Here is a 25,134-nt window from a genome sequence, read left to right as displayed (position 1 = left end):
GATGCATGGCGCAAGCTTCAACGCCAGCCTTGGCGCATCATGTCAATCGGACGCAGGAAATGGGCCAATGAGTTCTAATCATCGAGCTTTGGTATTAGGTATGAAGGTTCAAAACCTCCAGAGGAGACCAGTCGATGCGGCGGCACTGGGAGGAAAAGACCGCCACGCCCATCAGATGCAAGCATAATGCCTGATTCATAGGCGATGGGAATCCTTTTATTGCGTGACGCAGCTATGGATGTGCTGCATCGCACAATAGCAATTCGCGTTCACGCCGACGTGTGGAGCGGCTGCTTCAAGTTGCATCGGGTACGGTCACCAAGATCGCGTCTTTTGGAGAGGTGTAGCTCGGCTTGGTGATCGCCGTGCTTTCCGGGAGAGCCGGACCATGGTCAGCGGGCCGCAGCGGGCAAGCTGACGATAGGATCATCGCTCATTTGTGCGATGGTCTCAAGGGTCATGTAGCGAGAACGCTGAACGGCCCATTTGTCATTCTGTTCGAGCAGAAGCGCGCCGACGAGTCTGACGATGGCATCGTCGTTGGGGAAGATGCCGACGACATCGGTGCGACGCTTGATTTCGCCGTTGAGACGTTCGATAGGATTGGTGCTGTGTAGCTTGGTCCAGTGCTGTGTGGGAAAGGTCATGTAGGCGAGTACATCTTCCTCGGCATTGTCCATGAGGTTGGCAAGCTTTGGGACTTTCGGCCTGATCTGGTCTGCAACACTGCGCCATTGGGTGCTTGCCGCCTCCGGCGTATCCTGCGCGAAGGCCGTAGCGATGAAGGCGGAAACCACCCGTCGGCCGCTCTTTCCGGCATGGGCGAGAGCATTCCTCATGAAGTGGACCCGGCAGCGCTGCCAAGTGGCCGAGAGGACCCTGGAGACAGCAGCCTTGATGCCTTCATGGGCATCCGATACTACCAGCTTGACGCCCCTCTCCACGCGCATAGGCTTCTCTGGCTGCCTCATCGGAAGCTCTCGAAGATGAGGCACCGATCGTTTCGACTTTTCCCGGACCACGTAGCTTCGGCTCCAACCGGGATGGGGAGAGGGTTTTCGGCACGCATAGATCTTTCCTCCCGAAAGTAAGAGCGGTCTGCCGTGGACGATCCGAGCGGATTTGTCGGCTTTCTGAAACGTCGACCTGCAAGGATCTCGCTGCCGCTAGAGCCGCAACCGTACTTTCGATAGGCTACGAAAAAGGAGAGCGACGTATCGCTCGCCGTTTAAGGCTATTTGATGCGCTTAGGCTTAGCCCGCCTCCACTTGTCGGCGCATTCGGTACAATACGGGCTTGAGTGTGTTAGACGCTCGGCTCATTTTCCTGCTTGCTCGTCCGCGGTGTCTGATCAATCCCTCAACTGGCACGGGACGAATCCGGGCGTGGATCGGGAGATCACAGCTCTGGCCACCCGCCAGGACCTTGATGCTCTCTTGCTGGACAGCCGGACCGAAGCTATGAGCGGGTGACGCCCTTTGTCAGACGATTGACCGAAGCCTTTTTCACCGCGACTGCAACCTTTTCGAGAAAAGCAGGACTCACATTGCCGATCGGTTTGGTTGACTCGAAGTCGAAAGCCTTGTCCAGCTCGACGCGGTTATATTCGTCGAGAATGATCCAGCAGGGAGAGGAAAGGCCCGCTCGGCGGCACTCCATTTCGGGAAAGGAGAGGGCGACACGCTCCGGCTGCGGCTCCTGCGAGGTGATCGGAAACAGATAGACGGCGCCGGGATTGCCGGGTGTGCGCACGACGATGCAAACCGGCCGGGCTTTGCGGCCAGATTCCTCGCCTACCTGTGCCTGGTGCGCCCACAGATAATGGAAGCGGACGATCTGTCCCCGCTCAAGCATCGCGATGCGCTCCGTCAAGGATCGCGTCGATGCCCTCCATCAATTCGTCGTGGATGTGTTCCGGCGCATCCGCCAGCCGATAACTCTGCACTTGCTGCTGTCCCTTCAGCCGATCATAGGCTTCAGCCGTCAGGATCACCAGCTTCTGCTTGCCACGCTTGGTGAGTGCGACCGGCTCAATCAGTGCCGTCTCAAGGATTTCCCCGGAGGCGCGGTTCATATCGGAAAAGGTAAACTGCTTCATCGGGACCTCGTGAATGGTTTTACCTAAAATACGTATTTCATGCGAAATGTGCAATAGACGTTCGGATCGTTGAGATTGGAATAACCGAACTGGCATCATCTGTTCCCGCCGATAGCACGGGGATTTTGGCCTCAGCGTCGACTTCTGTCGGTCGGGTGGCGTCAAGAACGTCGGCCATTTCGCGATGCTGCGCCGGCCGTAGCCGGTGCGCCATGCGATCTCCGAATAGGACAGACCTTCTTTGTTCAAAGCGTGCACAGTATCGAATATCGCCTGCCGTGATTGTCGATGAGCGCGACGCACCCGGCGCCAGTGCGTTGCGTTAATGAGTGTGGATCGTCCTGAATCAGATCGATTTGCGTGCTCCCGATACTTTTATCCGGCAGCAACGCGCGTCCGATGACGCGGTCGGAAAGGAAGTCGGTCAACAAGACGATCCTGCTGCGGACATTGGGGGTCAGCATGACCGTCACGATCGTATGCGCCTTGCTTGGCCTTCCCTATGCCATGCTTGCTGCTTCCGTTGATGGATGGAAGCGTCAACTCGTTCTGGCAGCTGTCCTTCTGCCGCTTTGGACATCGCTTCTGGTTCGTACCGCTGCTTGGTTTATCCTCCTGCAGGACAACGGTTTGATCAACAGCATATTGATATGGTTTGGCCTGACGAGTGGTCCCATTCATCTCATCTTCAACAGGCTTGGCGTGATCATCGCCATGACCCATGTGCTGCTGCCGTTCATGGTTCTGCCGATCTATTCCGTGCTCCTGACAATCCCGCGGAATCTGATGCACGCCGCGGCATCTCTCGGCGCGCCGCCTTGGCGAGCTTTCTTCCGCGTCTTGTTGCCGCTTGCCATGCGGGGGGTGGTTTCGGGATCGTTGCTGGTGTTCATGACCGCGATTGGCTACTATATCACACCAGCATTGATTGGCGGTGCACAGGATCAGATGATCTCGTCAGTGATTGCCTATTACGCCATCAACCCCGCGAACTGGGGCATGGCTGGAGCGCTTGGCGCGATCTTGTTGCTCTCCACAATCCTGCTCTACGGCATCTATAATCGCCTGCAACCGAACGAGGCTCGAACCTGATGCCTCGAACGATGATTATCGCCAAGCCGTTGTTCGGCGCTCTCATGATGGCGTTCCTGCTCGCTCCGCTTGCGGCAATCTTGCCGCTTGCCTTCACATCGAGTGTGTTTCTCGCCTATCCCATCCCTGGATATTCCATGCGCTGGTTTGAGGAACTCCTGACAGTTGATGTCTGGAGGATGTCGATCGTCAACAGTTTGCTGATCGGTGCCGGCACCACGCTTCTTGCAGGAGCGCTGGGAACATCGGCGGCGCTCGGCCTTCGGAAAGGCGGCCTTCTGTTCGCCGACCTATTCCGGACCGTATTTCTCTTGCCGATGGTCGTCCCGGCCGTGGTTCTCGGCGTCGGTATGCAACTGATGTTCGTAAGGATCGGTTTGGCCAACACCTACGTCGGCGTGATCTGTGCCCACACGGTAGTTGCGGTACCGTTCGTGATCGTGACGGTATCCGCTTCGCTGGCCGGGATTGATCGGCGTATAGAGCAGGCGGCAGCCAGTCTCGGTGCACCCGCAATCACCGTGTTCCGTCGTGTCACGTTCCCGCTGGCTTTGCCGGGCATTCTCTCCGGTGCCGTCTTCGCATTTGCTACCTCACTGGACGAGGTGGTCCTTACGCTCTTCGTTGCCGGACCGAACCAGCGTACCTTGGCCCGCCAAACGTTCTCCACGATTCGCGAGAATGTCAGCCCGGCAATTGCAGCTGCAGCGTTCCTGTTCATCATCGGCACTGTTGTTATCGTGGGCGTGGGCCTTGCCATGTTGCTTCGATCTCGCTCAAATCATACCAGTTGAGAGGCCCATGGACTGCTCACTCCTGTTTCCTATCCCCTTGCCGTTATACTGTTTTTGAAAAACAGTATAACGGTGGAGAAGCACCATAAGTGACGGTTTCGGAGTCTGCGCGGCGAGAAGGCTTGGAGATGGAGTAAGGCCTCACGAAAGTACTCCCGTGGTGGCCGGAAATGGCAACCGTCTTCCGTCAGGGCGCTTTTGGACGAAGTACAGCGATTTGCCTTATTCGAAGATGATCGTCGTTATTCGCGTTGATTTCACTGACCCCGCAAGCCGACAAACCTTGTTGTTACGTATATCCGCTTGACATATACAAACTTGAGATATACATCGTGTATATACCCGATGGAGGCCATCGCGATGTCACGAACCACCATTTTTCAATCAAACCGAACCCAGGCAGTTCGTTTGTCAAAAGATGTCGCTTTTCCCGACAATGTGAAGGAAGTGGCAATTCTACGAGATGGCAACCGCCGTGTAATTGTCCCGGCCAACAGTATCTGGGATGATTTTTTTGATGCGCCCGGTATTGATCTTGGCGAGCGTAAACAACCCGCAGCACAAGTCAGGGAAAACTTCTGAGATGTTGCGCTATATGCTCGACACCAATTTGTGCATCAGGCTTCTGCGTGACAGGCCAAAGGGCTTGCGCGACCGTTTCAATGAAAATGCAGACGCACTTTGCATTTCAACGATCATCCTGAACGAACTTCTGTATGGCGCCGAAAAATCTGCCGATCCTGTGAAGCATCGTGCAAGTGTCGAGAATTTTGCTGCTCGCCTCGTAATTCTTCAGTTTGACGAAGCCGCCGCCGCTCATGCTGCGAATATTCGAGCGGTTTTGGAGCGAAAGGGACAAATGATTGGCGGTTACGACGTGCTAATCGCCGGACACGCCAGAAGTGCCGGCCTTTCAGTCATTACGGGAAACCTGCGTGAATTCACGCGGGTTGACGGGTTGATCGCCGAAGATTGGCTTCCCGAAAAGCCAGACTCCAACTGAGTTAAAAGAGGTTGAGGGGATATTCCAATAATATCGAGACGAGATATCCCCGACTTGTGCGGAAGGTTTCCTAGCCGCGGCCGTTGATTTCCGTGACGATTTAACCCGGTTTTGCGTTTGGTTATGACCCAACCGAAAATTTGAACCATCAATCTTTTCAAGGCATTGCGTCTATCCAGGCGGGTTGGTGCAAAAGGACAGTCAGGGTCAAAATCTCGCAGAACTCAACAGATATAGGCTGGAGCAGATTGATTCGGAGAAGTTCATAATTCCTATTCGCCACAAAAATTGTCGCCCAACCACGCCGGCCTCGGAATACAACTCGGACGCTTGGACACCGAGCGGCTGGTCGTAGGGCCGGACACGCCCGAAACCTGCACTTCCTTCATTTCGAATTTTAATCGAAAGCCGCAATCGGAACGGACAAAAGTAAACATCGGTTGAAATTAGTCTGCCACAGCCGCATTTCCGCTAAACGCACTGGTAAGCTTCGCGGTCAGTCGCCGCGCCGGAGATGCCGAAGGCCTCGATGCCGTGCTGGCAGCGGCAATAGTCGCTGGTTTGTTGGGGGCGAACGTCGTTTGAGCGCTTATTCTGAATTGCGACAGCAGTTGGAATAAAGCCTCGGCCTCCGATGCAAGGTTGTGAGCCGCCGCGGTTGCCTGTTCGACCATGGCGGCGTTCTGCTGTGTGCCTTGATCCATCGTGTTCACGGAGGTGTTGATCTCCTTGAGGCCCGTTGCCTGTTCCTTCGATGCTTCGACGATCGCCCCGACATTGCCGTCGACCTGTTGGACCTGGGTGACGATCTCTTCCAGGGCCTTGCCGGTTTCGCCGACCAGGGATACGCCGCTTCTGACATGGTTGTTGGAGGTGTTGATCAGATCCTTGATCTCTTTCGCGGCCTTTGCAGATCGTTGAGCTAGCTCGCGCACCTCCTGAGCGACGACGGCAAAGCCTTTTCCGGCCTCGCCGGCGCGTGCTGCCTCGACGCCGGCGTTCAATGCGAGGAGATTGGTCTGGAAGGCGATCTCGTCAATGACGCCGATGATATTGCCGATTTCGGTCGCAGAAGCCTCGATCTTGTCCATGGCTTCGACGGCGCTGCGCACGACACGTCCGGAGTGTTCGGCGCTTTCCTTCGTCTTGCGCACGAGATGGCCAGCTTCCTGGGCGCGGTTACTGGAGCCTGACACGGTTATCGTGATCTCTTCCAGGGCTGCGGCGGTTTCTTCCACCGAGGCAGCCTGCTGTTCGGTCCTCTTTGCAAGGTCGTCGGAAGCAGAGCGAATTTCCTGTGCGCCGGATGCGATGGCACTGGCGTTCTCTGCGACCTTTTGCATCGCCAGTCGCAGTTTGTCGACAGCCTGGTTGAAATCGACGCGCAATTGGTCGAGCGACGGAATGAAGGGGCCGGCGATCTGGCGCGTGAGGTCACCGTTCGCCAAGGCCTGAAGGGCGTCTGCAAGCTGGTTCACCGCCGCATTGGTTTGTTCGGCAAGAGCCTCGCGCTCCGCCGCCTCGGTCTGTAGCCGGTTGCGTTCTTCGGTGGCTCGCCTTGCATCCGAATCCGCGTCGTGCTCCGCCTTTGCCGAGATTGCGTCGCGGAGCGATGCGACAGCGCGGGCCAGCATGCCGATCTCATCGCTGCGCTTTTCCAGCTTGCGATCGCCCTCCATATTGCCTTGCGCCATCGATACAAGCGATGTCTGGAGTTTAGCCAGCGGTCCAACAATGGAGCGGGCGGTCAAGGCAGCCGCCACGCTTGCCAGGAAAATCGCGATGGCGAGCGCTGTCAAAGCCAGCGAGTTGAAGCCGCCGGCGGCGCTTCGAACGTCACTTCCGATCGATTTGTTGAGCGCTTCCTGATAGTCGATGAACTTGTTGATCGCTTTCAGCCAGGCGACGAAATCAGGTCTTGCCTGTTCCAGAAGGATCTTACGCGCGCCTTCGCCATCGCCTTTTTCCTGACGTGCTATAATGTCGGCGACGAGCGGATTGGTCTTGGCCTGTATTGCGGCAATTTCATCGAGGATGGCCTTCTCCTCAGCCGTCGCACCGGCCGGCGAAGCGACCATATCCGCCATCTTCTTTTCATTGTCGGCATAGGACGAGGCCAGCGTCTCGATGAGCTTTTCAACCGCTTGGCGTTCTTCCGCTGACGTGACGAGGGTCACGTCCCTGATTGCAATCGCTCTGTCGTGAACACTGCCGCGGTAATTGATTGCAAAGCGCTGTTTCACACTGTTGGTGTCGTTGATGACGCTAAGATTGCGGTCGATCGTCTTGACCTGGCCGATCGAGTAGAGCGTCAAACCGATCATCAGGATGAGCAGAAAGCCAAATCCCGTTGCCAGACGCGCGACAATGCCGAATGTTTTCCAATTTACCATATACAGGTCCCCATCCCCGGATTTGGAATTCTGCTGTCAACGCATCAGCTGACAGGATCAAGGGAAGGTTGCGTCGGATAGGTCGGTGCTATCGACCCTTCATCCCGAAAGTTTCTGGGCGCTGAATCATGCGCCCGCACCACGGTTCCCATTTAATGTCACTCTTATGGGGTAACATAGTTTATATTGTGTAAATCGGCTCAATAGAGTCTCTAAAGGCGGTGGTTATACCTGACGGTGATAAATATTCATTCTGGCTACTTTCAGAAATCTACTTATAAAGGTCGTGATATGCAGCATTTTCAATGATTTATACAAAGATTCATTCTGATTTTCGCGGCGCGGAATTAGGCTGTAGCACTACGTCCTGATTCCGGGGCCGCAAACAACGACACACCGGCTTTGAACGATTTTTCAGTGGAATTTATACGGAGGTGTCTCGCGGTTTGCCTTGGGCTACTCAAGCCTGCGGCGGAAGAGCCATGACGCGGCGCTCAGCGTGACCGACGCAATCACCAGGAGCGGCCAGGTCTGATTGACCACCTCGGCAGCTGGGATGTCCTTGAGAAAAACGCCTTTGACGATCACCAGGAAATAGCGCAGCGGGTTGATGACGGTCAGCGGCTGCAGCCAGTCGGGCATATTCTCGATCGGCGTGGCGAAGCCGGAAAGCAGCATGGCGGGAACCAGAAAAAGGAAGGCGCCGAGAATTGCCTGCTGTTGCGTTGCCGAAAGCGCCGAAATGAAGAGACCGAGACCGGCGACGGACGCGAGATAGAAGAGCGAACTGCCGTATAGCAGAAGCAGCGAGCCGCGCAGCGGCACGCCGAAAATGAAGATTGCGGCAAGGATATAGACCGTCATGTGAAAGAGGCCGATCATCATCGGCGGGATGAACTTGCCGATCAGGATTTCTTCGGTGCGCAAGGGCGACACCATGAGCTGATCAAAGGTGCCAAGCTCCCGCTCGCGTGCGATGGAGAGAGCGGTAACGATGAGGCCGATGAGCAGCGCGATGCTGGCAATCAGGTTCGGCACCATGAACCATTGAAAGATAAGATTGGGATTGAACCAGTTGCGCGGCACGACGGCGACGGATCGTGCGGCAGCGCGTGTCCCCGCCGGCGTTTCGGTGGAAAGCGTCGCCACGATCTGGTTGAGATAGCCTGCGACGATTTGCGAGGCGTTCGACCGGCGGCCGTCGAGAATGATCTGCAGGTCGGCGGGCCTGCCTGCCTCGATATTGCGCGAAAAATCAGGGCCGACGACGACAGCGGCGGTGACACGCTGGCGGTCGATCGCATCGCGCATTTCGGCGAGATCTTGCACCGGCGAGATGCTGCGGAAAGTCGGTGAACCTTCGATCTGCTGGACGAGTTCTTGGGCCCAATGGCCGCTGTCGTGGTTCAGCAATGCGATATCGACATTGCGCACCTCCAGGGTCGCCGCATAGGAAAAGACCAGAAGCTGCACGATCGGCGGCCCGATCAAGATCAAGCGGCTCTTCGGATCGCGCATCACCGCCAGCAGCTCTTTTATGATGAGGGCCTTCAGCCTCGACCACCACATCTTAGGCGATCCTCTTTTTTGTGCTGCGCGCGGCAAGCAGGAAGAAGATGCAGCCGATCGCAAACATGATGGCGATCGCCCGCAGGAACATCGGCCAGATATCTCCGGCGAGAAAGACGGTCTGCAGGCTAGGAATGAGGTACCGGGCCGGGACGATGAAGGTGATCCACTGGATGACGGTCGGCATCGAATTGATCTCGAAGAGAAAACCGGAAAGCAGAAAGGCCGGCAGGAATGCGGAGATCAGCGCGAGCTGCGAGGCGAGAAACTGGTTCTTGGTCACAGCCGAGATGAGCAGGCCCTGGCCCAACGCCGGCATCAGGAAAACCGCTGACAAGGCATAGAGCGCCAGGACCGAGCCGCGAAACGGTACACCAAAGAGAAAGACCGCAAGCAGGACGCAGAGCGTCATCGAGGTCAAGCCGAGCAGGAAATAGGGCAGCAGCTTGCCGGCAAGCAGTTCGGCGGCTGTCACCGGTGTTGCCATCATCGCTTCCATCGTGCCGCGCTCCCATTCGCGCGCGACGACCAGCGATGTCAGCAATGTTCCGACCAGCGTCATGACGATCGCTATGGAACCGGGGACCAGGAAGGAACGGCTGGTAAGCTCCGGGTTGAACCAGAAGCGTTGTTCGACGGCGATGGCCGGATTGCCCCTCATCATCTCCGCCTGCCGCTGTAGCTGCCAGTTGGTGACCGCGCCCTGGGCATAGTTCTGCACGAAACTGCCGGTGTTGGGATCGGAGCCGTCGACGATGACCTGAATCTGCGGGCGATTGCCGGCTATATAGTTCGCCGTGAAGTCTGCCGGTATGACGATGATGCCGCGGATGCGTGACAGGATCAGGTCTTCTTCGAACTGCCGGCGATCACGGCCGCTGACGACCGAAAAATAGCGGGACGCCCGGAAGCTCGCGGCAAGATCGCCGGTCAGCGGCGTCGTTTCCTCCATGACCAGGCCGACGCGCGTCAGCTTGGTATCGAGCGAGACCCCATAGCCGAACAGGAAGAGCAGGATGATCGGAAGCACGAAGGCAATCAGGATGCTGCTTGGATCGCGCATGACCTGGAAGCTCTCTTTGCGCACCAATGCGGCGAGGCGGCGCATACGCTCGCGCCATGAGGAAGCCGTAGCTGCCGGGGAAGGGGATGTCATGCCGCCATCCTCTCCTCCGATGCCTGGACGAGGGCGATGAAGGCATCTTCCATGGTCGGATCGGGGTTTTCTGCATTGGCAACCCCAGCCTTCAATTCGTCAGGAGAACCCAGTGCGATCGAATGCCCGCGGTAGATCAGCGAAATGCGATCGCAATATTCGGCCTCGTCCATGAAATGCGTGGTGACGAGGACTGTGACGCCTTTTTCGACGAGCGCATTGATATGGGTCCAGAATTCCCGCCGTGTGATCGGATCCACGCCGGACGTCGGCTCGTCGAGGAAGAGCACCTCGGGCTCATGCATCACCGCGCAGGCAAGCGCCAGTCTCTGTTTCAGGCCAAGCGGCAGATCCTTCGCCGACATGGATAGCCGGGAACGAAAATCGAAGATCGATGTCATCAGATCGACCCGCTCGCGCTTGCGCGCGCCGCGCAGTCCGTAGACGCCGGCGAAAAATTGCAGGTTCTGGGACACGCTGAGATCGCCATAGAGCGAGAATTTCTGCGCCATATAGCCGAGACGATTGCGTGCCTCTGCGGTGTCGCGGCGCAGGTCGAAACCGGCAATCCGGCCTTCGCCGTTCGTCGGCTTCAACAGGCCGCAGAGCATTTTGAACGTCGTGGATTTGCCGGCGCCGTTCGGTCCGAGCAGTCCGAAGATTTGGCCGCGCGGGATCTCGAAGGTAATCTTGTCGGCTGCGATGAAATCGCCGAAACGCTTGGTCAAGCCGCGCGCCTCTATCACTGGTTTGTCGCCTTCAACGGTAAAGCTTCGCTGCGTCTCGGCCAGTTGCGAGCGACCGCCCGGTCCGCCGCCCAGCATGTCGATAAACGCGTCCTCGAAACGCGGCTCTGCAGCCCTGACCTCGGCGTCGCCGGCGGCCGCAAACCGGCTTTGTCCGTCTTTGACCGCAACAAGCCTTATCGCTTCTCCTTGAATGACGCCGTCGACCACGCCGTCTTCGTCAAGGAGTTTTGTCAGCATCTGGCGACGCCTGCCGGCAATGCCGCTGATCCGAAAAACGCGGCCGGCGACGCGTGCGGTCAGTTCCTTCGGCTCGCCGGCAAAAAGCAGTTTGCCTTCATTGAACAGGAACACCCGGTTGCAGGCCTCGGCTTCGTCGAGATAGGCGGTCGACCAGACAACGCCGACACCCTCCTCGGTCAAGTTTTCGACCATCTTCCAGAGATCGCGCCGTGAAATGGGATCGACGCCGACACCGGGCTCGTCCAGCAGCAGAAGCTTTGGTTTCTTAAGAAGCGCGCAGGCAAGGCCGAGTTTCTGCTTCATGCCGCCGGAAAGCTTGCCGGCGAGGCGGCCGGTGAAGCGCTTGAGGTCGGTAAAGGTAAGCAACTCGTCGAAGGTCGCAGTTCTTTCCTGCCTGGGAAGCCCGCGCAGATCGGCATAGAGATCGAGATTTTCCTGAACCGACAGGTCCTCGTAGAGGCCGAAGCGCTGCGGCATATAGCCGATCCCCGCTTGGATTGCGGCGGGATCTTTGCGCGTGTCGAAACCAAGAACCTGCACGGTACCGCTTTCCGGTAGCATCAGACCCGTCATGAGGCGGATGAGCGTCGTCTTGCCGGCACCATCAGGGCCGACGAGGCCGGTTATCTCGCCGCCGCGGATCGCACCGGTGATGGCGTCAAGCGCCGGCTTTGCCGCGTCAAACCGTTTTGTGACCCCGTCGAGCCGGACAAGGTCGCCGCTTCCGGCTCTGTCGACCGCGTCGCTCATTTTTCCGCCGCCTGTAGTGTCGGGAAGTGAATGGTTACCGGCATGCCCTGGCGCAGATCTGGTCCGGGCTTGTCGATGGTGACCCGCAGCCGGTAGACGAGGTCCGTGCGCAGCTCGGGTGTTTCCACGGACTTCGGTGTGAATTCGGCAACAGGCGAAATGAAGCCGATCGTGCCGTCATAAGCTTCGTCCGGCTTCGTGTCCGACGTCACTTTGACCTTCATGCCGGGGTGGACCCGGCCGAGATCCGGCTCGGCGACATAGCCGCGCACCCAGACGGGCTCGGTCAGCGACAGCACGAAGACCGGATCGGTCGGTGCCACGATCGCTCCTGGCTCCTGCACGCGGGAGAGGATCACACCGTCATTCGGTGCGCGCAACTCGGTATCCCCGAGCGAGGTGCGGGCCGTTTCCAGTGTAGCTTCGGCGGCTTTTAACTGGGCTTCCGCTGCCGCGATATCTTCGGCGCGGCTGCCTTCTTCCAGCAACTTCAGCGCCTGATTGGCTGAATCCACGCGCGCGGCCGCCATAGCCCGCGCTGCCGTCGCTTGATCCAGGCTGGCTTCGGATATGTTGCCCGAGGGTCGTAGCTGTCTGGCGCGATCGTAGGCCAGATTGGCATTTTCCAGATCGGCAAGCTGCTCTTGATAAGAGGCGCGCGCCTGCGCGATTTCTGTCGGCCGCGCGCCTGCCTTGAGTTTGTCGAGCGTGGCGCGCAATGCTGCGGCATTAGCCTCGGCGGAGCGGACGGCATAGTCATAGGGCTCTGCATCGAGCCGGGCGAGCACGGTGCCGCGCTTTACGACATCGCCCTCATCGACAAGAGCCTCGCTAAGTTTGCCGCTGACGCGAAATGCAAGCGAGACTTGGCGAATGTCGACATTGCCGTAGAGTGCGAACTCCTTTTGCTGTTGCCATTTCCAGCCGAGTTTTGCCGGCGCGTCGGACCACCACGCGGCCGCACCCGCGGCTATGATGGCTACGACAGCAATCGGAATGATCCTGTTCACGATATTTCTCCTCTCGCCGGCCCGAGGGCGGCGACAAGCCTGCGCGCATGCTGCTGCAATATGGCGATCTCCTTCTCGCCGATCGCATCCCATTCCATCTGAGCGAGCACAGCCGCATTGGCCATTCTGAAAACCATGAGACTGCCGACGAAGGACAGGCAACGCAGGCGCACATTTTCAGATGCCGGGTCATCGGCGATAACAGCTCCGATCAAACGTCGCCCGAGAGCGATCATCGGCCCCATAATGCCGGAGTAGACCCGCTCGAATGCCGCGGTCGGCTCCATCTGCTCGCGGATGATGAAACGCGCCCAGGCTTCGGATCTCTTGCTGACGAAAAGGACGACCATCGTCTCGACGATCTCGTCCAGAAAGAGCCGCGCCTGCGCTTCGCCGAGCTTCGTACCGGTGGCATCGAGCGCCGCAATTTCCTTCGCAATGCGTTGTCGCATGCCGCCGACATGCTGACCGATCATGTCGGCGAGATATTCGGCTGTCGCGATGTAAAGCCCTTCTTTATTGCCGAAATAGTAGGTGATCGCCTGAAGGTTCACGCCGGCCGCGTTTGTAATCTTGCGTGTCGAGGCACCGTCGAAGCCGTATCGACCGAACACGTCGAGGGCGTTTTCGAGCAATTTTTCACGCGTGATGTCGCTGCGCGCAGCCTCGGATTTTGTATCGTTTCTTGGTCTCATGCTCCCATAATGAACCGATTTTGAAATAAGTCAATCGATTGACTGAATTCGCGATAAACCGGCTCGGCTTTGCCGCCCGCAGTTTGCAGCACTAGCAATCTCAATGGCAAAAGCTCCGAGCCAAGCGCAATCGTCGAGCGAATTGTGCTGATGTTCGGTCTTCAGAGCAGAAGGGAAACAATGACGCGAGAATTGCTCGTCATGGCCCAGAGGACGGAAGACGTGACTAGTAAATGGACAACGAGCGGCATGTTCAAACACGATCGATGGGAGACTGCTCATGGTTTTGACCTGCGATCTTTGGCTTGGCAGGCCAGTGATTCGCCCACCGGCCGCTGCGTCCCGGTGGGATCGTCTGTAGATCTTTGTGCGAAGACTCTACCGCAAGTGCAGGGTGAACTGATTAGCAATTGCAGAAATGGACGCTGCGACAAATTTCGGGATGCGTGTCTAACGACACGTCGCACGTAATCTTTTAGAAAATAAGCATAATCGCAGTGCAGGCAAAAACAGACGTGCAGGACAAAATTTTACAACTGGTCAACCTTAAGGGGGACGTATCAATGGAATCTACCCGACCGACAATACAAATCAGCGCCCCTCAACACGCTGCGAACAACCCGTATCGCGTCGTCGAGCGCGAGGAAGTACTCGCCGAGGCATTTCGAGAATTCGTGCTCACGGCAATGGCTGCAGGTTGGAAGGAATCGGAGGTCGCTTTGACCTTGGCCGATATCGCAGATGACTATGTGATGGCTCTCGCTCGAAGAATTGCGGCAAATTAGTATCGAGTTCCATCAGTGTTCGTCCGGAGCGAGCATAAGATGGCTGCCAAAATTCTTCATCCAGCCGACCGGCAAGTCGCTTCCAACCAGGCGGCTTGCCGGCGGGCAAAGACGAAATGCTCAAGGCGGCCGATCGCCCCACGCATCGCCCTTTGAGTTCATACGAGAGGCCTGACGCTCTTCTCAGAAAGGGCAAGGTCGTCAGCGATAGTGACGGTCACCGATACCTGCTAATATCTGGCTATGGCCATCGAAGGTGATCTACCCCACCAACTTCAATTTGACCAAATTGTCGACCGTCTTCCCGCTGATTTCGGTGCCTTGCGCAGCGACGCGGCTTTCGAAGGCAAACGGTTTATTGAACGACTGCATGCTGAATGGCAAAGCGGCGAACAGCGCTTCACTCAAGCACACGAAGTTCTCCTGGTAATCAGGGTCAACCGTGACCTGGCGGGCATTGGAGGCATGACGGTCGATCCTTTTCTGCCGTCTGCTATGCGCCTGCGACGCTTCTTTATACGTCCCGCATACCGCCGTCGTTTCCTGGGACGTCAGTTGGCAGCGGCGATCTTGAACAGGACAATTCCGAGCGGCACGACCGTAACGGTGAATACGGACAACGCCGACGCGGCTATGTTTTGGGAGGCCTTGGGCTTTCAACGAGACCCGAAACTTAGCCACTCCCATTGGCTCATCTGGCAAGGTCTCTCGTGAGACGGCGCACATTACGTGTCTTTACGACTGACCTGCGTTACGTCAGCAAAGCCTGCAGGATGATGGCCGCAAAGAACACGATGATAACGGCTGCGGCCATCGTGATGACCTGGCGGTTGGCTCTTTGAAGGATGCGGGCTTGCCGCCCATGTTTCGCGCGAAGGCGATACCCTCGAGCCGGGGCGGTCCTTGAACGTCCCTGATCTTTTTTCCCGGACATATCTGCCTCCCTGCAGAAGATGCGCGCGGTTTTAATATAGCAGCCGATATTTTTGATGGGCAACGTCTCGCCATTCCGCCGAATGCTTGTGCGGTGGCGCATGACACTCGGGCGCGGCTGAAGTCGGCCGCGCCCGAATGCCTTCCTGTTCAGATCAGGCGATATCGAAACGATCCGCGTTCATCACCTTCGTCCAGGCAGCCACGAAGTCCTGCACTAACTTCTCCGGCGTGTCGCTCTGGCCATAGACTTCGGCAAGTGCCCGGAGCTGAGAATTCGAGCCGAAAACGAGGTCGACGCGGGTGCCGGTCCACTTGATTTCATCCGTACCGCGGTCGCGCCCCTCGAAGACATACTTCGAGTCCGCCGAGGCCTTCCACACCGTGCTCATGTCGAGCAGGTTGACGAAGAAATCGTTGGTCAGCGTTTCCGGACGCTTGGTGAAGACACCGTGCTGGGACTGTCCAGCATTGGCATTCAACGCACGCAAGCCACCGACGAGGACGGTCATTTCCGGCGCGGTCAGCGTCAGAAGCTGCGCCTTGTCGATCAGCAACTCTTCAGGCGAAATGGAGTATTCGCCCTTCTGGTAGTTGCGGAACCCGTCGGCGATCGGCTCCAGAACGGCAAAGGAGCTCACATCGGTCTGCTCCTGCGTCGCATCGGTCCGACCGGGCGTGAAGGGAACCTCGATGTCGTGACCGCCAGCCTTGGCCGCCTTTTCGATGGCGGCTGCACCGCCGAGGACGATCAGGTCCGCGAGCGATACCTTCTTGCCGCCGGGCTGGGCGTCGTTGAATGCCTTCTGGATGCCTTCAAGCGTTTCGAGCACGGTTGCGAGCTGGACCGGCTGGTTGACTGCCCAATCCTTCTGGGGCGAAAGACGAATGCGCGCGCCGTTCGCTCCACCGCGCTTGTCAGAGCCGCGAAAGGTTGAGGCCGAAGCCCAAGCGGTCGAGACCAGTTGCGAGATCGACAGTCCCGATGCGAGGATCTTGTCCTTGAGACCGGCAATGTCCTTTGCGTCGATCAGGGGATGGTCGACGGCAGGGATCGGATCTTGCCAGATCAGTTCCTCAGCCGGAACCTCCGGACCGAGATAACGCACGCGGGGGCCCATGTCGCGGTGGGTCAGCTTGAACCACGCGCGAGCGAAGGCATCCGCGAACTGATCCGGATTTTCGTGGAAGCGCCGCGAAATCTTCTCGTAGGCGGGGTCGAAGCGAAGCGCCAGGTCGGTGGTCAGCATGGACGGTGCATGACGCTTGGACTTGTCATGCGCGTCCGGCACGGTGCCGGCACCGGCGCCATGCTTCGGGGTCCACTGATGTGCACCGGCTGGGCTCTTCGTCAGTTCCCATTCATAACCGAACAGGTTCCAGAAGAAGTTGTTGCTCCATTTTGTCGGCGTCGTGGTCCAGGTGACTTCCAGGCCGCTGCTGATCGTGTGACCGCCCTTGCCTGTTTCGAAGCTGCTTTTCCAGCCGAACCCCTGTTCTTCAATGCCTGCGCCTTCGGGCTCGGCACCAACATGGGCGGCATCGCCCGCGCCGTGGGTCTTGCCGAAAGTATGTCCGCCTGCAATAAGGGCGACCGTCTCCTCGTCGTTCATGGCCATGCGCGCGAAGGTCTCGCGGATGTCTTTGGCAGCGGCAAGCGGGTCGGGATTGCCGTTCGGGCCTTCCGGGTTGACGTAGATAAGCCCCATCTGCACCGCGGCAAGCGGGTTTTCGAGGTCGCGTTCACCGGAGTAGCGCTTGTCGGCCAGCCAAGTTTCCTCGGCGCCCCAGTAGACGTCTTCCTCGGGCTCCCAGACATCCGGCCGGCCGCCGGCAAATCCGAACGTTTTGAAGCCCATCGATTCCAGCGCAACGTTGCCTGTGAGGATCATCAGGTCGGCCCAGGAGATTCTGTTGCCGTATTTCTGTTTGATCGGCCAAAGCAGCCGGCGCGCCTTGTCGAGGTTGACGTTGTCAGGCCAACTGTTGAGCGGCGCGAAACGCTGCTGACCGGCTCCAGCGCCGCCGCGGCCGTCGCCGGTGCGGTAGGTGCCTGCGCTATGCCAGGCCATGCGGATGAAAAGCGGACCGTAATGGCCAAAGTCTGCGGGCCACCAATCCTGCGAATCCGTCATCAGCGCATGCAGGTCCTGCTTGACGGCGTTAAGGTCGAGCTTATTGAACTCCTCGGCATAGTTGAACGCATTGCCCATCGGGCTCGACAGCGCAGAGTTCTGGTGGAGAATCCTGAGGTTCAACTGGTTCGGCCACCAGTCCCGGTTCGACCTGCCGCCATGGGCCGTGTGTGTGTGCACCACCGGACATTTACCGGCTGCATCGGTTTTCGTATCCATATTTCTCTCCCTCGCGATTACTTGGAAATTGAGCCATCCAGAGGAGGATCACCGTCGATCCTCTGAAAAGCAGTAGGGTTGCATGGTCAGCACGATGACGAAGTACCAGACACATGAAACTTCCTTGTTTGTTGGCAAGCAGACCGTCCCGAAGCAACGAGCTTGGGAGGCACCGGTGTCCGGACAGCCTGGACGCCAATGAGCTGCGCATCGTCCCTGGCCATTTTATGGTCCAGACGTGACAATGGCTACACCTCATCGGCGCTTTTGCGACTATAGCCAAGCAGTTCCATTAATTTAAGTTGGATTTACTGATTGCGACGATAAGGTAAGGTTATGACGAATCTGACACTCAAGCAGCTTCGCTATTTCGAGGCTTTGGCACGACAAGGTCACTTCGGACGCGCGGCTGACGTCTGCGCGATCTCCCAGCCTGCCTTGTCGATGCAGATCAAGGAACTGGAAGAATCGCTGGGCACGGAGCTTTTTGAAAGAGGCGCGCGCCAGGTCCGGCTGACCAGTTTCGGGGAAGCGTTTGTGCTGCGCGTCCGCGACATTCTTCGCTCGGTCGACGAGCTCGCAGATATGGCGCGGGCCTCCCAGGATCGGCTCGTGGGGCGGCTGCGCCTGGGTGTCATTCCGACGATCGCACCCTATCTGCTGCCTGCGATCATCGGCAATCTAACGCGCATGCACGACGGGCTCGACATTCACGTCCGCGAGACGCTGACCTCGAAGCTGGTACAGGAGCTGGCCGAGGGCCGGCTTGACGCGGCAATCGTCGCGTTACCTGTATCCGAACCTTCACTGACCGAGGTTACGCTGTTTTCGGAAAATTTCGTCCTGGTCCGGCCAAGCGAGGATGAAGGCAAGCCGGTACCCAATCCCGAAGCGCTTCGCGAGATGAGGCTGCTTCTGTTGGAAGAGGGCCATTGTTTTCGCGATCAGGCCTTATCGTTCTGCAATCTGTCTTCGGCACTGCCGCGCGAGTTGATGGATGGCAGCTCTCTATCCACACTCGTCCAGATGGTCAGCGCCGGCATTGGTGTCACCTTGATCCCGGAAATGGCAGTAGCGGTGGAAACGCGTTCGGCGTCCGTATCCATCGCCCGCTTCCGTAACCTCGAACCGTCGCGAACGATCGGCATGATCTGGCGCAGGACAAGTCCCTTGGCCAAACAGTTCCTCGAGGTTTCCGAAGTCGTTCGCCAATCAGCCGACGCGATGCGCGAGCGGCACAATTTGCTGTCGCAACCGCACGGTCCAGGAGTGAGTACGCGCATGCCGTCGTTCGACAGCTAAATAGCGAACAACGTAATCGGTGTTTTGACCGTACCTTCCGGATCGGGTTACGGCCTCATTTGTTGCCGCTCTTTTTGCGAGAGGTTTTGGCCTTCCGGTGAGTGATGGGCGTGCACCGGTGTCCGACCCCTGATTGCGGCATCAGATACCGCTGCCCGGTATGGTGACCTGCAGACGGGACCCCATCCCGGTTCTGGGCTTGCGGGATCTAGCGGTTACGCGGGCTTTCCTCTTCCAGACATGTTCGATCATTTGCCATCGAGGGCACCGAAGTTCTGGACGATGCAAGCGATTGTAGAGCGCGCAAAGCTGTAACTAATCCTTTTGCTTGGGGTGACGAGCAAATTTCATTCTACTTTAGGCGGAATTGTTCTGCGGGTAGTGAACCATTAGCGTGCTGCGCTAGGTCTGCGCCTCCACCTTAAATTTTCTGGCGATCGCGCGAAGACCGATCCGCAGTGCCCACGAGGGGATGCAAGGGTAACTGCGGCTTGCTGCCGAAAGGACATTATCTCGAAAACGGGGGTTGAGATGTTTGCCGGTCCAGAGGTGTTTCAACAAGGGTTTGACGTGTGCGTCGCGGGCGCGGGACCGGTCGGTATCGCCGCTGCACTGGAACTGAGCAGGCGCGGCATGCGAACGCTGCTGATCGAAGCCGGGCCGAAGCAATCGAAGCGACCCGAACGAAACGAAACTGGGTTCGACATAGGAGAAGATACCCATCACGCTGCAGACCAAGTGACGTCTGCCACCGGACTTGGCGGCACGTCCGGACGATGGGGCGGGCAATGCGTCGAGCTGGATGACATAGACTTCGAGGCTAGAGATTATATCGCACACTCCGGTTGGCCTATTGCTCACGAAAAGATTTCGCCTTTCTATCCACGGGCGCGGGCTCTTTTGAGCAGCAATATTGCCGGCGAGCGATCGGAACCGGAGCCGGAGGCAGATTTTCCAGAATCTCGGGAAACCTGGACACGGATACGCAATACGGCAAGAGCCAACAGGGCAGAGATCGCTTCTTCGGAGAACCTCTTCGTCGCCCTCGACGCCAGGGTCAAAGCTCTGGCGTTTGATCCGGTGGAGGGACAGCTACAGTCCATATCGGTTGCCTGCCGCGACGGTTCGTACAAGGTGCGCGCCGACCACTATGTGTTGGCCTGCGGCGGCAGAGGCAATACGCGGTTGCTGCTGAACCTCCAAGTCGCGTTTCCGCAATTGTTCGGCGGAAGCGACGGGCCGCTCGGGCGCTTCTACATGGGACACATCGCCGGCCAGATCGCGCAGATCGAATTCGCCGCCAAGGAGCATGCCGAACAGTATCTTTTTAAGCGCACATCCACCGGAACCTTCGTGTGTAACCGGTTTCAACCCGGCCCCAAGCTGCAACGGGCACTCGAACTGCCGAATATCGCCTTTTGGCCGACGAACCGAAGGGCCGCTTTGGGCGAGACCGATGCGGCGCTCTCGTTGCTATATCTCTGGAACAGTCGGAAGGCCGTCGTCCACAAGGCGGCATGGGGCGAAGCCGATCGACACCGTTACCATAACGTTCTGCGCAATGTACTGCGCAATCCGCTCGGCGCGACCCTTTCCGCGCTAGGGCTGCTTCGCCAAAAATACGGCGCGGCCGAACCGTATCTTGTGCTGCGCAGGCCTGACATGAGATATGGCCTTCGCTACCACGGGGAGCAAATTCCAAGCAGCTCCAATCGCGCCTTCCTCAAGCCCGAGAAAGATGCGGACGGCCAGTTCAAGCTCGATGTCTCATTCCGATATTTGCCTCAGGATATCGGCGGCACGCTGCAAGCGCATCTCGCTCTCGATCGATGGCTCAAGGAACGCAAAATCGGCAAGCTGATATTCGATACAGCACCCGAAAAGCTTGAAGAGCATATCAATGCGCAAGCGAAAGACGGCTATCATCAGATCGGGTTGACCAAGATGGGCGTTGACCGCAAGCACGCCGTCGTCAATCAAAACTGCCGCGTCATCGACGTTGCTAACCTCTATATCGCCGGCAGCTGCGTTTTCCCGACGTCCGGACAAGCCAACCCCACGCTTCCCGCCGTCGCATTCGCCGTCAGGCTTGCCGACCATCTCGTCACTGAGATCCGCCGTCAAAGTACGCCGGTGGGTCTGTCGATAAGCACACGCTTTGAGCCCAAAATGGCATTGCCTCTGAGTGTCCCGCGACGCATTTGCTGATGTCTCGCAAAATAGTATTGGGGCGTCGAGTGGCAGAGTTGGAGTAGCTAAGCGGGTTTGCGTCACGGCTGTGCGGCCGGATGCGTGCACACGAGAACATCGTTGGTCGCCATCAGAGAGTGGTGCAACACGTGCGTGCGAAAATCTAAGGAAGTGTTTCCGAAGCTTGGATAGTTGAAGAAAACGCTAAGTCCATGTAGAATTCACTATCCTAAAAATATAGAGAGCGGTCCTATGAGTGGCCGATTTGTCAGATTCGCCGAAATCGCCGGTATTTCTGCAGGCTTATCTATCATATTTTCCGATTTTGCCTCGGCTGGCTGTTGGTCGGCTTTAAAAAGTCCGGAATGGCAACAAATCAGTTCAATAATTGCGACTGCGAAACTGTGCGAGCAGATGCCTGCTGGGCCAAATCGCACCAGGAGGCTTGAGGTAACAGGGGTCGACTTCTGCACAGCTCCAAGTGGTGTTTCTGTTACTGCAAACGTATCTCTTACTTGCGGATCGAGCACGGAATCGTTTCTCCAACTATCACCCATGGACGGCAAGGTGGTGGCGACGGTGACGCTGGATATCGGCGCATGCCGGATAACGGATTCGAATATTAATATAAGCGGCCAGGCTGGCGAAGTCTTATCGAAGCTGCCTCAAACACAAGAATTCCTACGCACATGGGCGCAGATACGCCTTTCAAATTTGTGCGGAATGCGATGATCTGCTGGTGCGCTTGGCGCAATCGCCGGCAAGGGTACCACTTCATCGTCAACATGTACCGCGCAAACGCACGCACGTCGCCGCGCTTGCCGCCATCAGCAAGCGCCACCGAAATCGTCTCTTTGTGAACATCCAATCCAACATATGTGATAGTCTCGTTTACGGCCCGTCTCCTCCGCTTGAGGCTCTGTGCGAGGATAACGCACGCAGCCCTCGATACCTGCATATCGTAAGACGGGTCACCCGGTCCCAGGCGAACATTTAGTCCAGCCTTTGGGCGTTAGCCGAGTTATTACAACGCTATTGCAGTTTCGGAGCGACGGTTGACGCTGAATTGACCTTCGGAACGAAGCCGAGCGTGAAGCCGAACAGACCCGCAATCCGCTCAAGGGTTTCGACCGTCGGATTAGCTTTTCCAGTTTCGATTTCGAGGACTTGTCGTTTTGTGATGCCTGTGATCGAGGCGAACTGTGCCTGCGTCAAACCGAACGACCTCCTAATCTCGGCGACGGCCGCAGGGAATATCAGCTCTCCTGCGGCCGCCCTCTCACGAAGGATCGCCCGCCCGGCGCTGATCTCTTCTTTGTTAGGTTTTTTCCACCTTGCCATATCTACTTCCCCAAAGCGTTTTCAGCCACCGAGATACAATCTCTCATTGCGAGTTCGGTCGCTTCTTCCGGAATGCCGACAGCCGCCGCAATCGAAGGCGCGTCCAGAAGGCGTACCGCAAATGCCGAGATCTCTTCGCGGAGCGCGCTCGCCGCAGCTTCGTCTTCGAAAATAGCTCTGCATACCGCATCCCAGTCAGGCGTCGTATCCCGATGCAAATCCCTCATGGCGGCCCACCGAGTTGAGCGCGCGACACCTTCGACGGCAAGCTTCATAGGTGCGAAATCGAACAGTGGAGAAAGTCTAACGCTTTCATCGCCCCGTTTGGACAGCGCGCTATTGCGGCCATGGTTGTCCGGATTGCCAAGCGCTCTGTTGGCGATGTCCCTCTTCACGTATTCGACGATATCGGCAAACGCATTGTCCGAATGCCGCTTGAGCACTCCGATATAGTCTTCATGGCTTGCAAGATGACCGAACGCGGCAACCCCCAGAGCGGAGACCATGCTTTCTTGCCCGATACGTGCCAGTTCGCCGCCCGCAACCTCGCGATCAAAACGCCTGATCATCAGAACGCCGTTCTCGTAACGCGACGTGTCGTGGACGTTCAACCCGAGTGTCTTCGCGAGAACCGAGTAACCCGCCTCAGCTTCGAGGATCAGGCGGTCTCGCTTCTCGCTGCTCCGGAGAAGCTTGACGATATAGTGTTCCACCGCCTCGCCATCGCTCACCAGCATATCGGGGTAATATAATCCGTCGGTCGCTAGGGTAAGCGCAACCTTGGGCCATTCGCCCTGCAGGCCGCTTGACCCCGATGCGATCATCGAGAAACGGTCGAGCACTTCAATGAAGTGCTCGGTGCGCTGGAAGATTTCATCTTCCGTGACTCCTTCCCGATCAACGCGCGCCAACCGATAAAGCTCGTCCGTCACGGCTTCGGTAACTCTCATGTTTCCGACGGGATTTCCACCTGCCCTTAGCAGCAGGGCGACGTCCGAAGCGCGAGCGTCTACGTCGAGCCGCAGATGCTCCGCAAGCTTGCGGCGGGCATGGCCCTGCGGCATGAGGTCGAGGAGAAAGGGCGGCCATGTGTCCCGGTATCGATTTTCGAGATCGACTGGGTGATTGACCGACATAGCTCGCGCATCTGTCACTTGTTTTTCAAGGCGCTACGGCAGCGAAATTCATGAAGTAGTCGATGTCGTATTCCACGATCGACGGTCCACGAAAGCCGAGGCTTTTATCTTTGATCGTAATAAAGCCGCTTTGGTGCCAGTTCCCCTCCAGAAATGTCTCGATGCCGAGTTGCATTCAAAAGCTCCTTTTAGTGGATATATAAAGCGAATATTTGAAATATTCAAACCACCAAAGGGATATGTAGGACGGGCTAGTGTACCCGTCACCGAGATTCTGAGTCGTTGAGCGTGGTGTGGGATAAGACTTAGCCATTTTTTCGCGTGCTTGGTCGATTGAGACCATCCATCGGATTTGGGCGCCGCTATTGGTTCTGCGACGCTCCCATGCCTGAACCTCACTTTCGAGCAAGTTTCGGTTGTCGATGCGGCGGTCAAGACAGGGACGGCGCATCACGCCGATCTCGATCTCGGCCATATTGAGCCAACTCGCGTGGCGGGGCGTGTAGTGGAATTCAAGACGTCGCAAAATCCGACGTGCCTCGGCGGCTGGGAACGTCTGATAAAGTGCAGAGGCCGTGTGGGTCGATAGGTTATCCATCACCACACGGACCCGGTGGGTGTCGGGATAATCGCCATCGACGAGATCGCGCATGCAGACCGCAAAGTCCTCGTTGGCGCGCCGATCGGTGACCTTGACCTTGCGCCACGACCTATTGGCATCGACCGTAACGAAGAGGTTGGCCGTGCCATTGCGCTTGTATTCGGAATCGTAACGGTATCGCTTTCCCGGTTTCTGGACGATCGGCACGCGAACTTCGCCGATGAGCTGGATCGGACTTTCATCGAAGCAGACGACCGGTCGCTTAGGGTCGTGTGGCTCAGCGTAGAGGTCGAGAAGATCCTCCATCCTGGCGATATATTCGCCATCGATTTTGGCGATGCACCACATTTTCTTCTGCCATGGCTTCAGGTCGTTGTCGTCCAGTCTGCGGCGGATGGTTTCGCGTGAGATACTTTCATGTTCGACCACTTCCAGCAGCGCGTTGGCCAGAAGTGTCAAAGTCCACCGGGTGCAGCCCTCGGGCGGATCCGAGCAAGCCAACGCAACCAGTTGTACCTCATCCTTGCCGCTCAGCTTTCGAGCAGCCCCGGGGCGTGGCTCTTCGCTGAGGGCCGCCTCCAGGCTGATCTCCACAAAGCGTTTCTTGGTGCGATAGATGGTCGAGCCGCTGGTCTGCACCGATGCTTCGATCGCCTTGTCGCTGACGCCAGCGTCTGCTGCCAACAGGATCTGCATACGCTTGAGCCGCCGGACTGGCTGCTTGCCGCCACTCACCGAAACGCGAAGCTCGTCGCGTTCGATCTGGCTAAGATCGACCCGATATCGTACGTTCATCACAACAACCCTTCATATTGGAGGGGCTTGGGATGAATCCGAAATGAATCAATTTCTTGACCAAGACAAGCCCGCCAAGCGAGCCATTTTCACTGCCAAACAGGGCCAGTACCTGGCCTTCATATGGGCCTATTCGAAAATCAATGGT

General features: G+C 57.5%; 21 protein-coding genes and 5 pseudogenes. 10 read left to right on the top strand and 16 right to left on the bottom strand.

All coding sequences use genetic code 11. The features are described from left to right. Positions 1 to 187: hypothetical protein (locus GGD50_RS32600; protein ID WP_210318989.1), on the top strand; the 187-nt coding region annotated here is incomplete at its 5' end. A 205-nt stretch (positions 188 to 392) separates the two neighbouring features. Here GGD50_RS32600 and GGD50_RS28405 read toward each other — a convergent pair. The 4 genes and pseudogenes from GGD50_RS28405 to GGD50_RS32970 all read right to left on the bottom strand — a co-directional run. After that, positions 393 to 938: pseudogene (locus tag GGD50_RS28405) on the bottom strand (transposase); the annotation flags it as partial. A gap of 520 nt (positions 939 to 1,458) precedes the next feature. After that, on the bottom strand, positions 1,459 to 1,854 hold the full coding sequence (locus GGD50_RS28400) for a type II toxin-antitoxin system PemK/MazF family toxin (RefSeq protein WP_183940428.1): 396 nt from the start codon (positions 1,852 to 1,854) through the stop codon (positions 1,459 to 1,461). Then, entirely contained in the window at positions 1,847 to 2,098 is a 252-nt protein-coding gene (locus GGD50_RS28395) for a type II toxin-antitoxin system prevent-host-death family antitoxin (protein WP_183940426.1), read from the bottom strand. The genes GGD50_RS28400 and GGD50_RS28395 overlap by 8 nt, the downstream gene beginning before the upstream one ends. Before the next feature lie 107 nt (positions 2,099 to 2,205). Beyond that, positions 2,206 to 2,514, bottom strand: a pseudogene (locus GGD50_RS32970) (ISL3 family transposase); the annotation flags it as partial. A 19-nt stretch (positions 2,515 to 2,533) separates the two neighbouring features. On the opposite strand from GGD50_RS32970, the pseudogene GGD50_RS28390 reads away from it, so the two are divergent. From GGD50_RS28390 to vapC, 4 genes and pseudogenes are all read left to right on the top strand, one after another. Beyond that, a pseudogene (locus GGD50_RS28390) lies at positions 2,534 to 3,190 on the top strand (ABC transporter permease); the annotation flags it as partial. Positions 3,191 to 3,201: 11 nt separating this feature from the next. Continuing rightward, a complete protein-coding gene (locus GGD50_RS28385) occupies positions 3,202 to 3,984 on the top strand; it encodes an ABC transporter permease (protein ID WP_425503998.1) in 783 nt (260 codons plus the stop codon). A 360-nt stretch (positions 3,985 to 4,344) separates the two neighbouring features. Further along, positions 4,345 to 4,566, top strand: a complete 222-nt coding sequence (gene vapB, locus GGD50_RS28380) for a type II toxin-antitoxin system VapB family antitoxin (RefSeq protein WP_183940420.1) — start codon at positions 4,345 to 4,347, stop codon at positions 4,564 to 4,566. Between the two features lies 1 nt (position 4,567). Next, positions 4,568 to 4,987: a type II toxin-antitoxin system tRNA(fMet)-specific endonuclease VapC gene (gene vapC / locus GGD50_RS28375; RefSeq protein ID WP_183940418.1), complete on the top strand. Its 420-nt coding sequence runs from the start codon at positions 4,568 to 4,570 to the stop codon at positions 4,985 to 4,987. Positions 4,988 to 5,433: 446 nt separating this feature from the next. Here vapC and GGD50_RS28370 read toward each other — a convergent pair whose 3' ends face one another. From GGD50_RS28370 to GGD50_RS28345, 6 genes are all read right to left on the bottom strand, one after another. After that, a complete protein-coding gene (locus GGD50_RS28370; protein WP_183940417.1) occupies positions 5,434 to 7,380 on the bottom strand; it encodes a HAMP domain-containing methyl-accepting chemotaxis protein in 1,947 nt (648 codons plus the stop codon). A 456-nt stretch (positions 7,381 to 7,836) separates the two neighbouring features. Then, a complete protein-coding gene (locus GGD50_RS28365; protein WP_183940415.1) occupies positions 7,837 to 8,949 on the bottom strand; it encodes an ABC transporter permease in 1,113 nt (370 codons plus the stop codon). A gap of 1 nt (position 8,950) precedes the next feature. Beyond that, complete coding sequence (locus GGD50_RS28360; protein WP_183940413.1) at positions 8,951 to 10,105, bottom strand: ABC transporter permease; 1,155 nt, start codon at positions 10,103 to 10,105, stop codon at positions 8,951 to 8,953. After that, complete coding sequence (locus tag GGD50_RS28355) at positions 10,102 to 11,844, bottom strand: ATP-binding cassette domain-containing protein (protein WP_183940411.1); 1,743 nt, start codon at positions 11,842 to 11,844, stop codon at positions 10,102 to 10,104. The genes GGD50_RS28360 and GGD50_RS28355 overlap by 4 nt, the downstream gene beginning before the upstream one ends. Beyond that, positions 11,841 to 12,854, bottom strand: a complete 1,014-nt coding sequence (gene hlyD / locus GGD50_RS28350; RefSeq protein ID WP_183940410.1) for a secretion protein HlyD — start codon at positions 12,852 to 12,854, stop codon at positions 11,841 to 11,843. The genes GGD50_RS28355 and hlyD overlap by 4 nt, the downstream gene beginning before the upstream one ends. Next, complete coding sequence (locus GGD50_RS28345; protein WP_183940409.1) at positions 12,851 to 13,549, bottom strand: CerR family C-terminal domain-containing protein; 699 nt, start codon at positions 13,547 to 13,549, stop codon at positions 12,851 to 12,853. Before GGD50_RS28345 ends, hlyD begins: the two co-directional genes overlap by 4 nt. 563 nt (positions 13,550 to 14,112) lie before the next feature. Between GGD50_RS28345 and GGD50_RS28340 the strand changes: the two genes are divergently transcribed. Together GGD50_RS28340 and GGD50_RS28335 are read left to right on the top strand one after the other, a co-directional pair. Then, a complete protein-coding gene (locus tag GGD50_RS28340) occupies positions 14,113 to 14,334 on the top strand; it encodes a hypothetical protein (protein WP_183940447.1) in 222 nt (73 codons plus the stop codon). A gap of 243 nt (positions 14,335 to 14,577) precedes the next feature. Next, positions 14,578 to 15,048, top strand: coding sequence for a GNAT family N-acetyltransferase (locus GGD50_RS28335; RefSeq protein WP_183940408.1), 471 nt, complete (start codon positions 14,578 to 14,580; stop codon positions 15,046 to 15,048). Positions 15,049 to 15,085: 37 nt separating this feature from the next. Here the strand turns inward: GGD50_RS28335 and GGD50_RS28330 are convergent, their stop codons facing one another. Both GGD50_RS28330 and katG read right to left on the bottom strand, forming a co-directional pair. After that, entirely contained in the window at positions 15,086 to 15,331 is a 246-nt protein-coding gene (locus tag GGD50_RS28330; RefSeq protein ID WP_183940407.1) for a hypothetical protein, read from the bottom strand. Between the two features lie 91 nt (positions 15,332 to 15,422). Further along, complete coding sequence (gene katG, locus GGD50_RS28325) at positions 15,423 to 17,621, bottom strand: catalase/peroxidase HPI (RefSeq protein ID WP_183940406.1); 2,199 nt, start codon at positions 17,619 to 17,621, stop codon at positions 15,423 to 15,425. 336 nt (positions 17,622 to 17,957) lie between these two features. Between katG and GGD50_RS28320 the strand changes: the two genes are divergently transcribed. The 3 genes and pseudogenes from GGD50_RS28320 (at position 17,958) to GGD50_RS28315 (ending at position 21,131) form a co-directional block, all read left to right on the top strand. Further along, positions 17,958 to 18,923 (top strand): hydrogen peroxide-inducible genes activator, encoded by a 966-nt coding sequence (locus GGD50_RS28320; RefSeq protein ID WP_183940405.1) that lies wholly within the window; start codon positions 17,958 to 17,960, stop codon positions 18,921 to 18,923. Between the two features lie 531 nt (positions 18,924 to 19,454). Continuing rightward, positions 19,455 to 19,550: pseudogene (locus GGD50_RS33580) on the top strand (hypothetical protein); the annotation flags it as partial. Positions 19,551 to 19,823: 273 nt separating this feature from the next. Next, a complete protein-coding gene (locus GGD50_RS28315) occupies positions 19,824 to 21,131 on the top strand; it encodes a GMC family oxidoreductase (RefSeq protein WP_246451579.1) in 1,308 nt (435 codons plus the stop codon). A gap of 1,014 nt (positions 21,132 to 22,145) precedes the next feature. On the opposite strand, the gene GGD50_RS28310 is transcribed toward GGD50_RS28315, so the two are convergent. From GGD50_RS28310 to GGD50_RS28300, 4 genes and pseudogenes are all read right to left on the bottom strand, one after another. Further along, positions 22,146 to 22,454, bottom strand: coding sequence for a helix-turn-helix domain-containing protein (locus GGD50_RS28310; RefSeq protein ID WP_183940403.1), 309 nt, complete (start codon positions 22,452 to 22,454; stop codon positions 22,146 to 22,148). A 2-nt stretch (positions 22,455 to 22,456) separates the two neighbouring features. After that, complete coding sequence (locus GGD50_RS28305; protein ID WP_246451578.1) at positions 22,457 to 23,590, bottom strand: type II toxin-antitoxin system HipA family toxin; 1,134 nt, start codon at positions 23,588 to 23,590, stop codon at positions 22,457 to 22,459. A 25-nt stretch (positions 23,591 to 23,615) separates the two neighbouring features. Then, the gene (locus GGD50_RS32960; RefSeq protein WP_246451577.1) at positions 23,616 to 23,765 is read right to left on the bottom strand and encodes a hypothetical protein; all 150 of its coding nucleotides are present in this window, start codon (positions 23,763 to 23,765) and stop codon (positions 23,616 to 23,618) included. Between the two features lie 114 nt (positions 23,766 to 23,879). Then, positions 23,880 to 24,986: pseudogene (locus GGD50_RS28300) on the bottom strand (IS630 family transposase); the annotation flags it as partial. Positions 24,987 to 25,134: the final 148 nt, after the last annotated feature.

This window comes from Martinezella paranaensis (genome assembly GCF_014200235.1).
GTDB classification, from domain to species: domain Bacteria; phylum Pseudomonadota; class Alphaproteobacteria; order Rhizobiales; family Rhizobiaceae; genus Rhizobium; species Rhizobium paranaense.
Note: the sequence above shows the minus strand (reverse complement) of the source record. Positions and strands in the feature narration are given on the sequence as shown.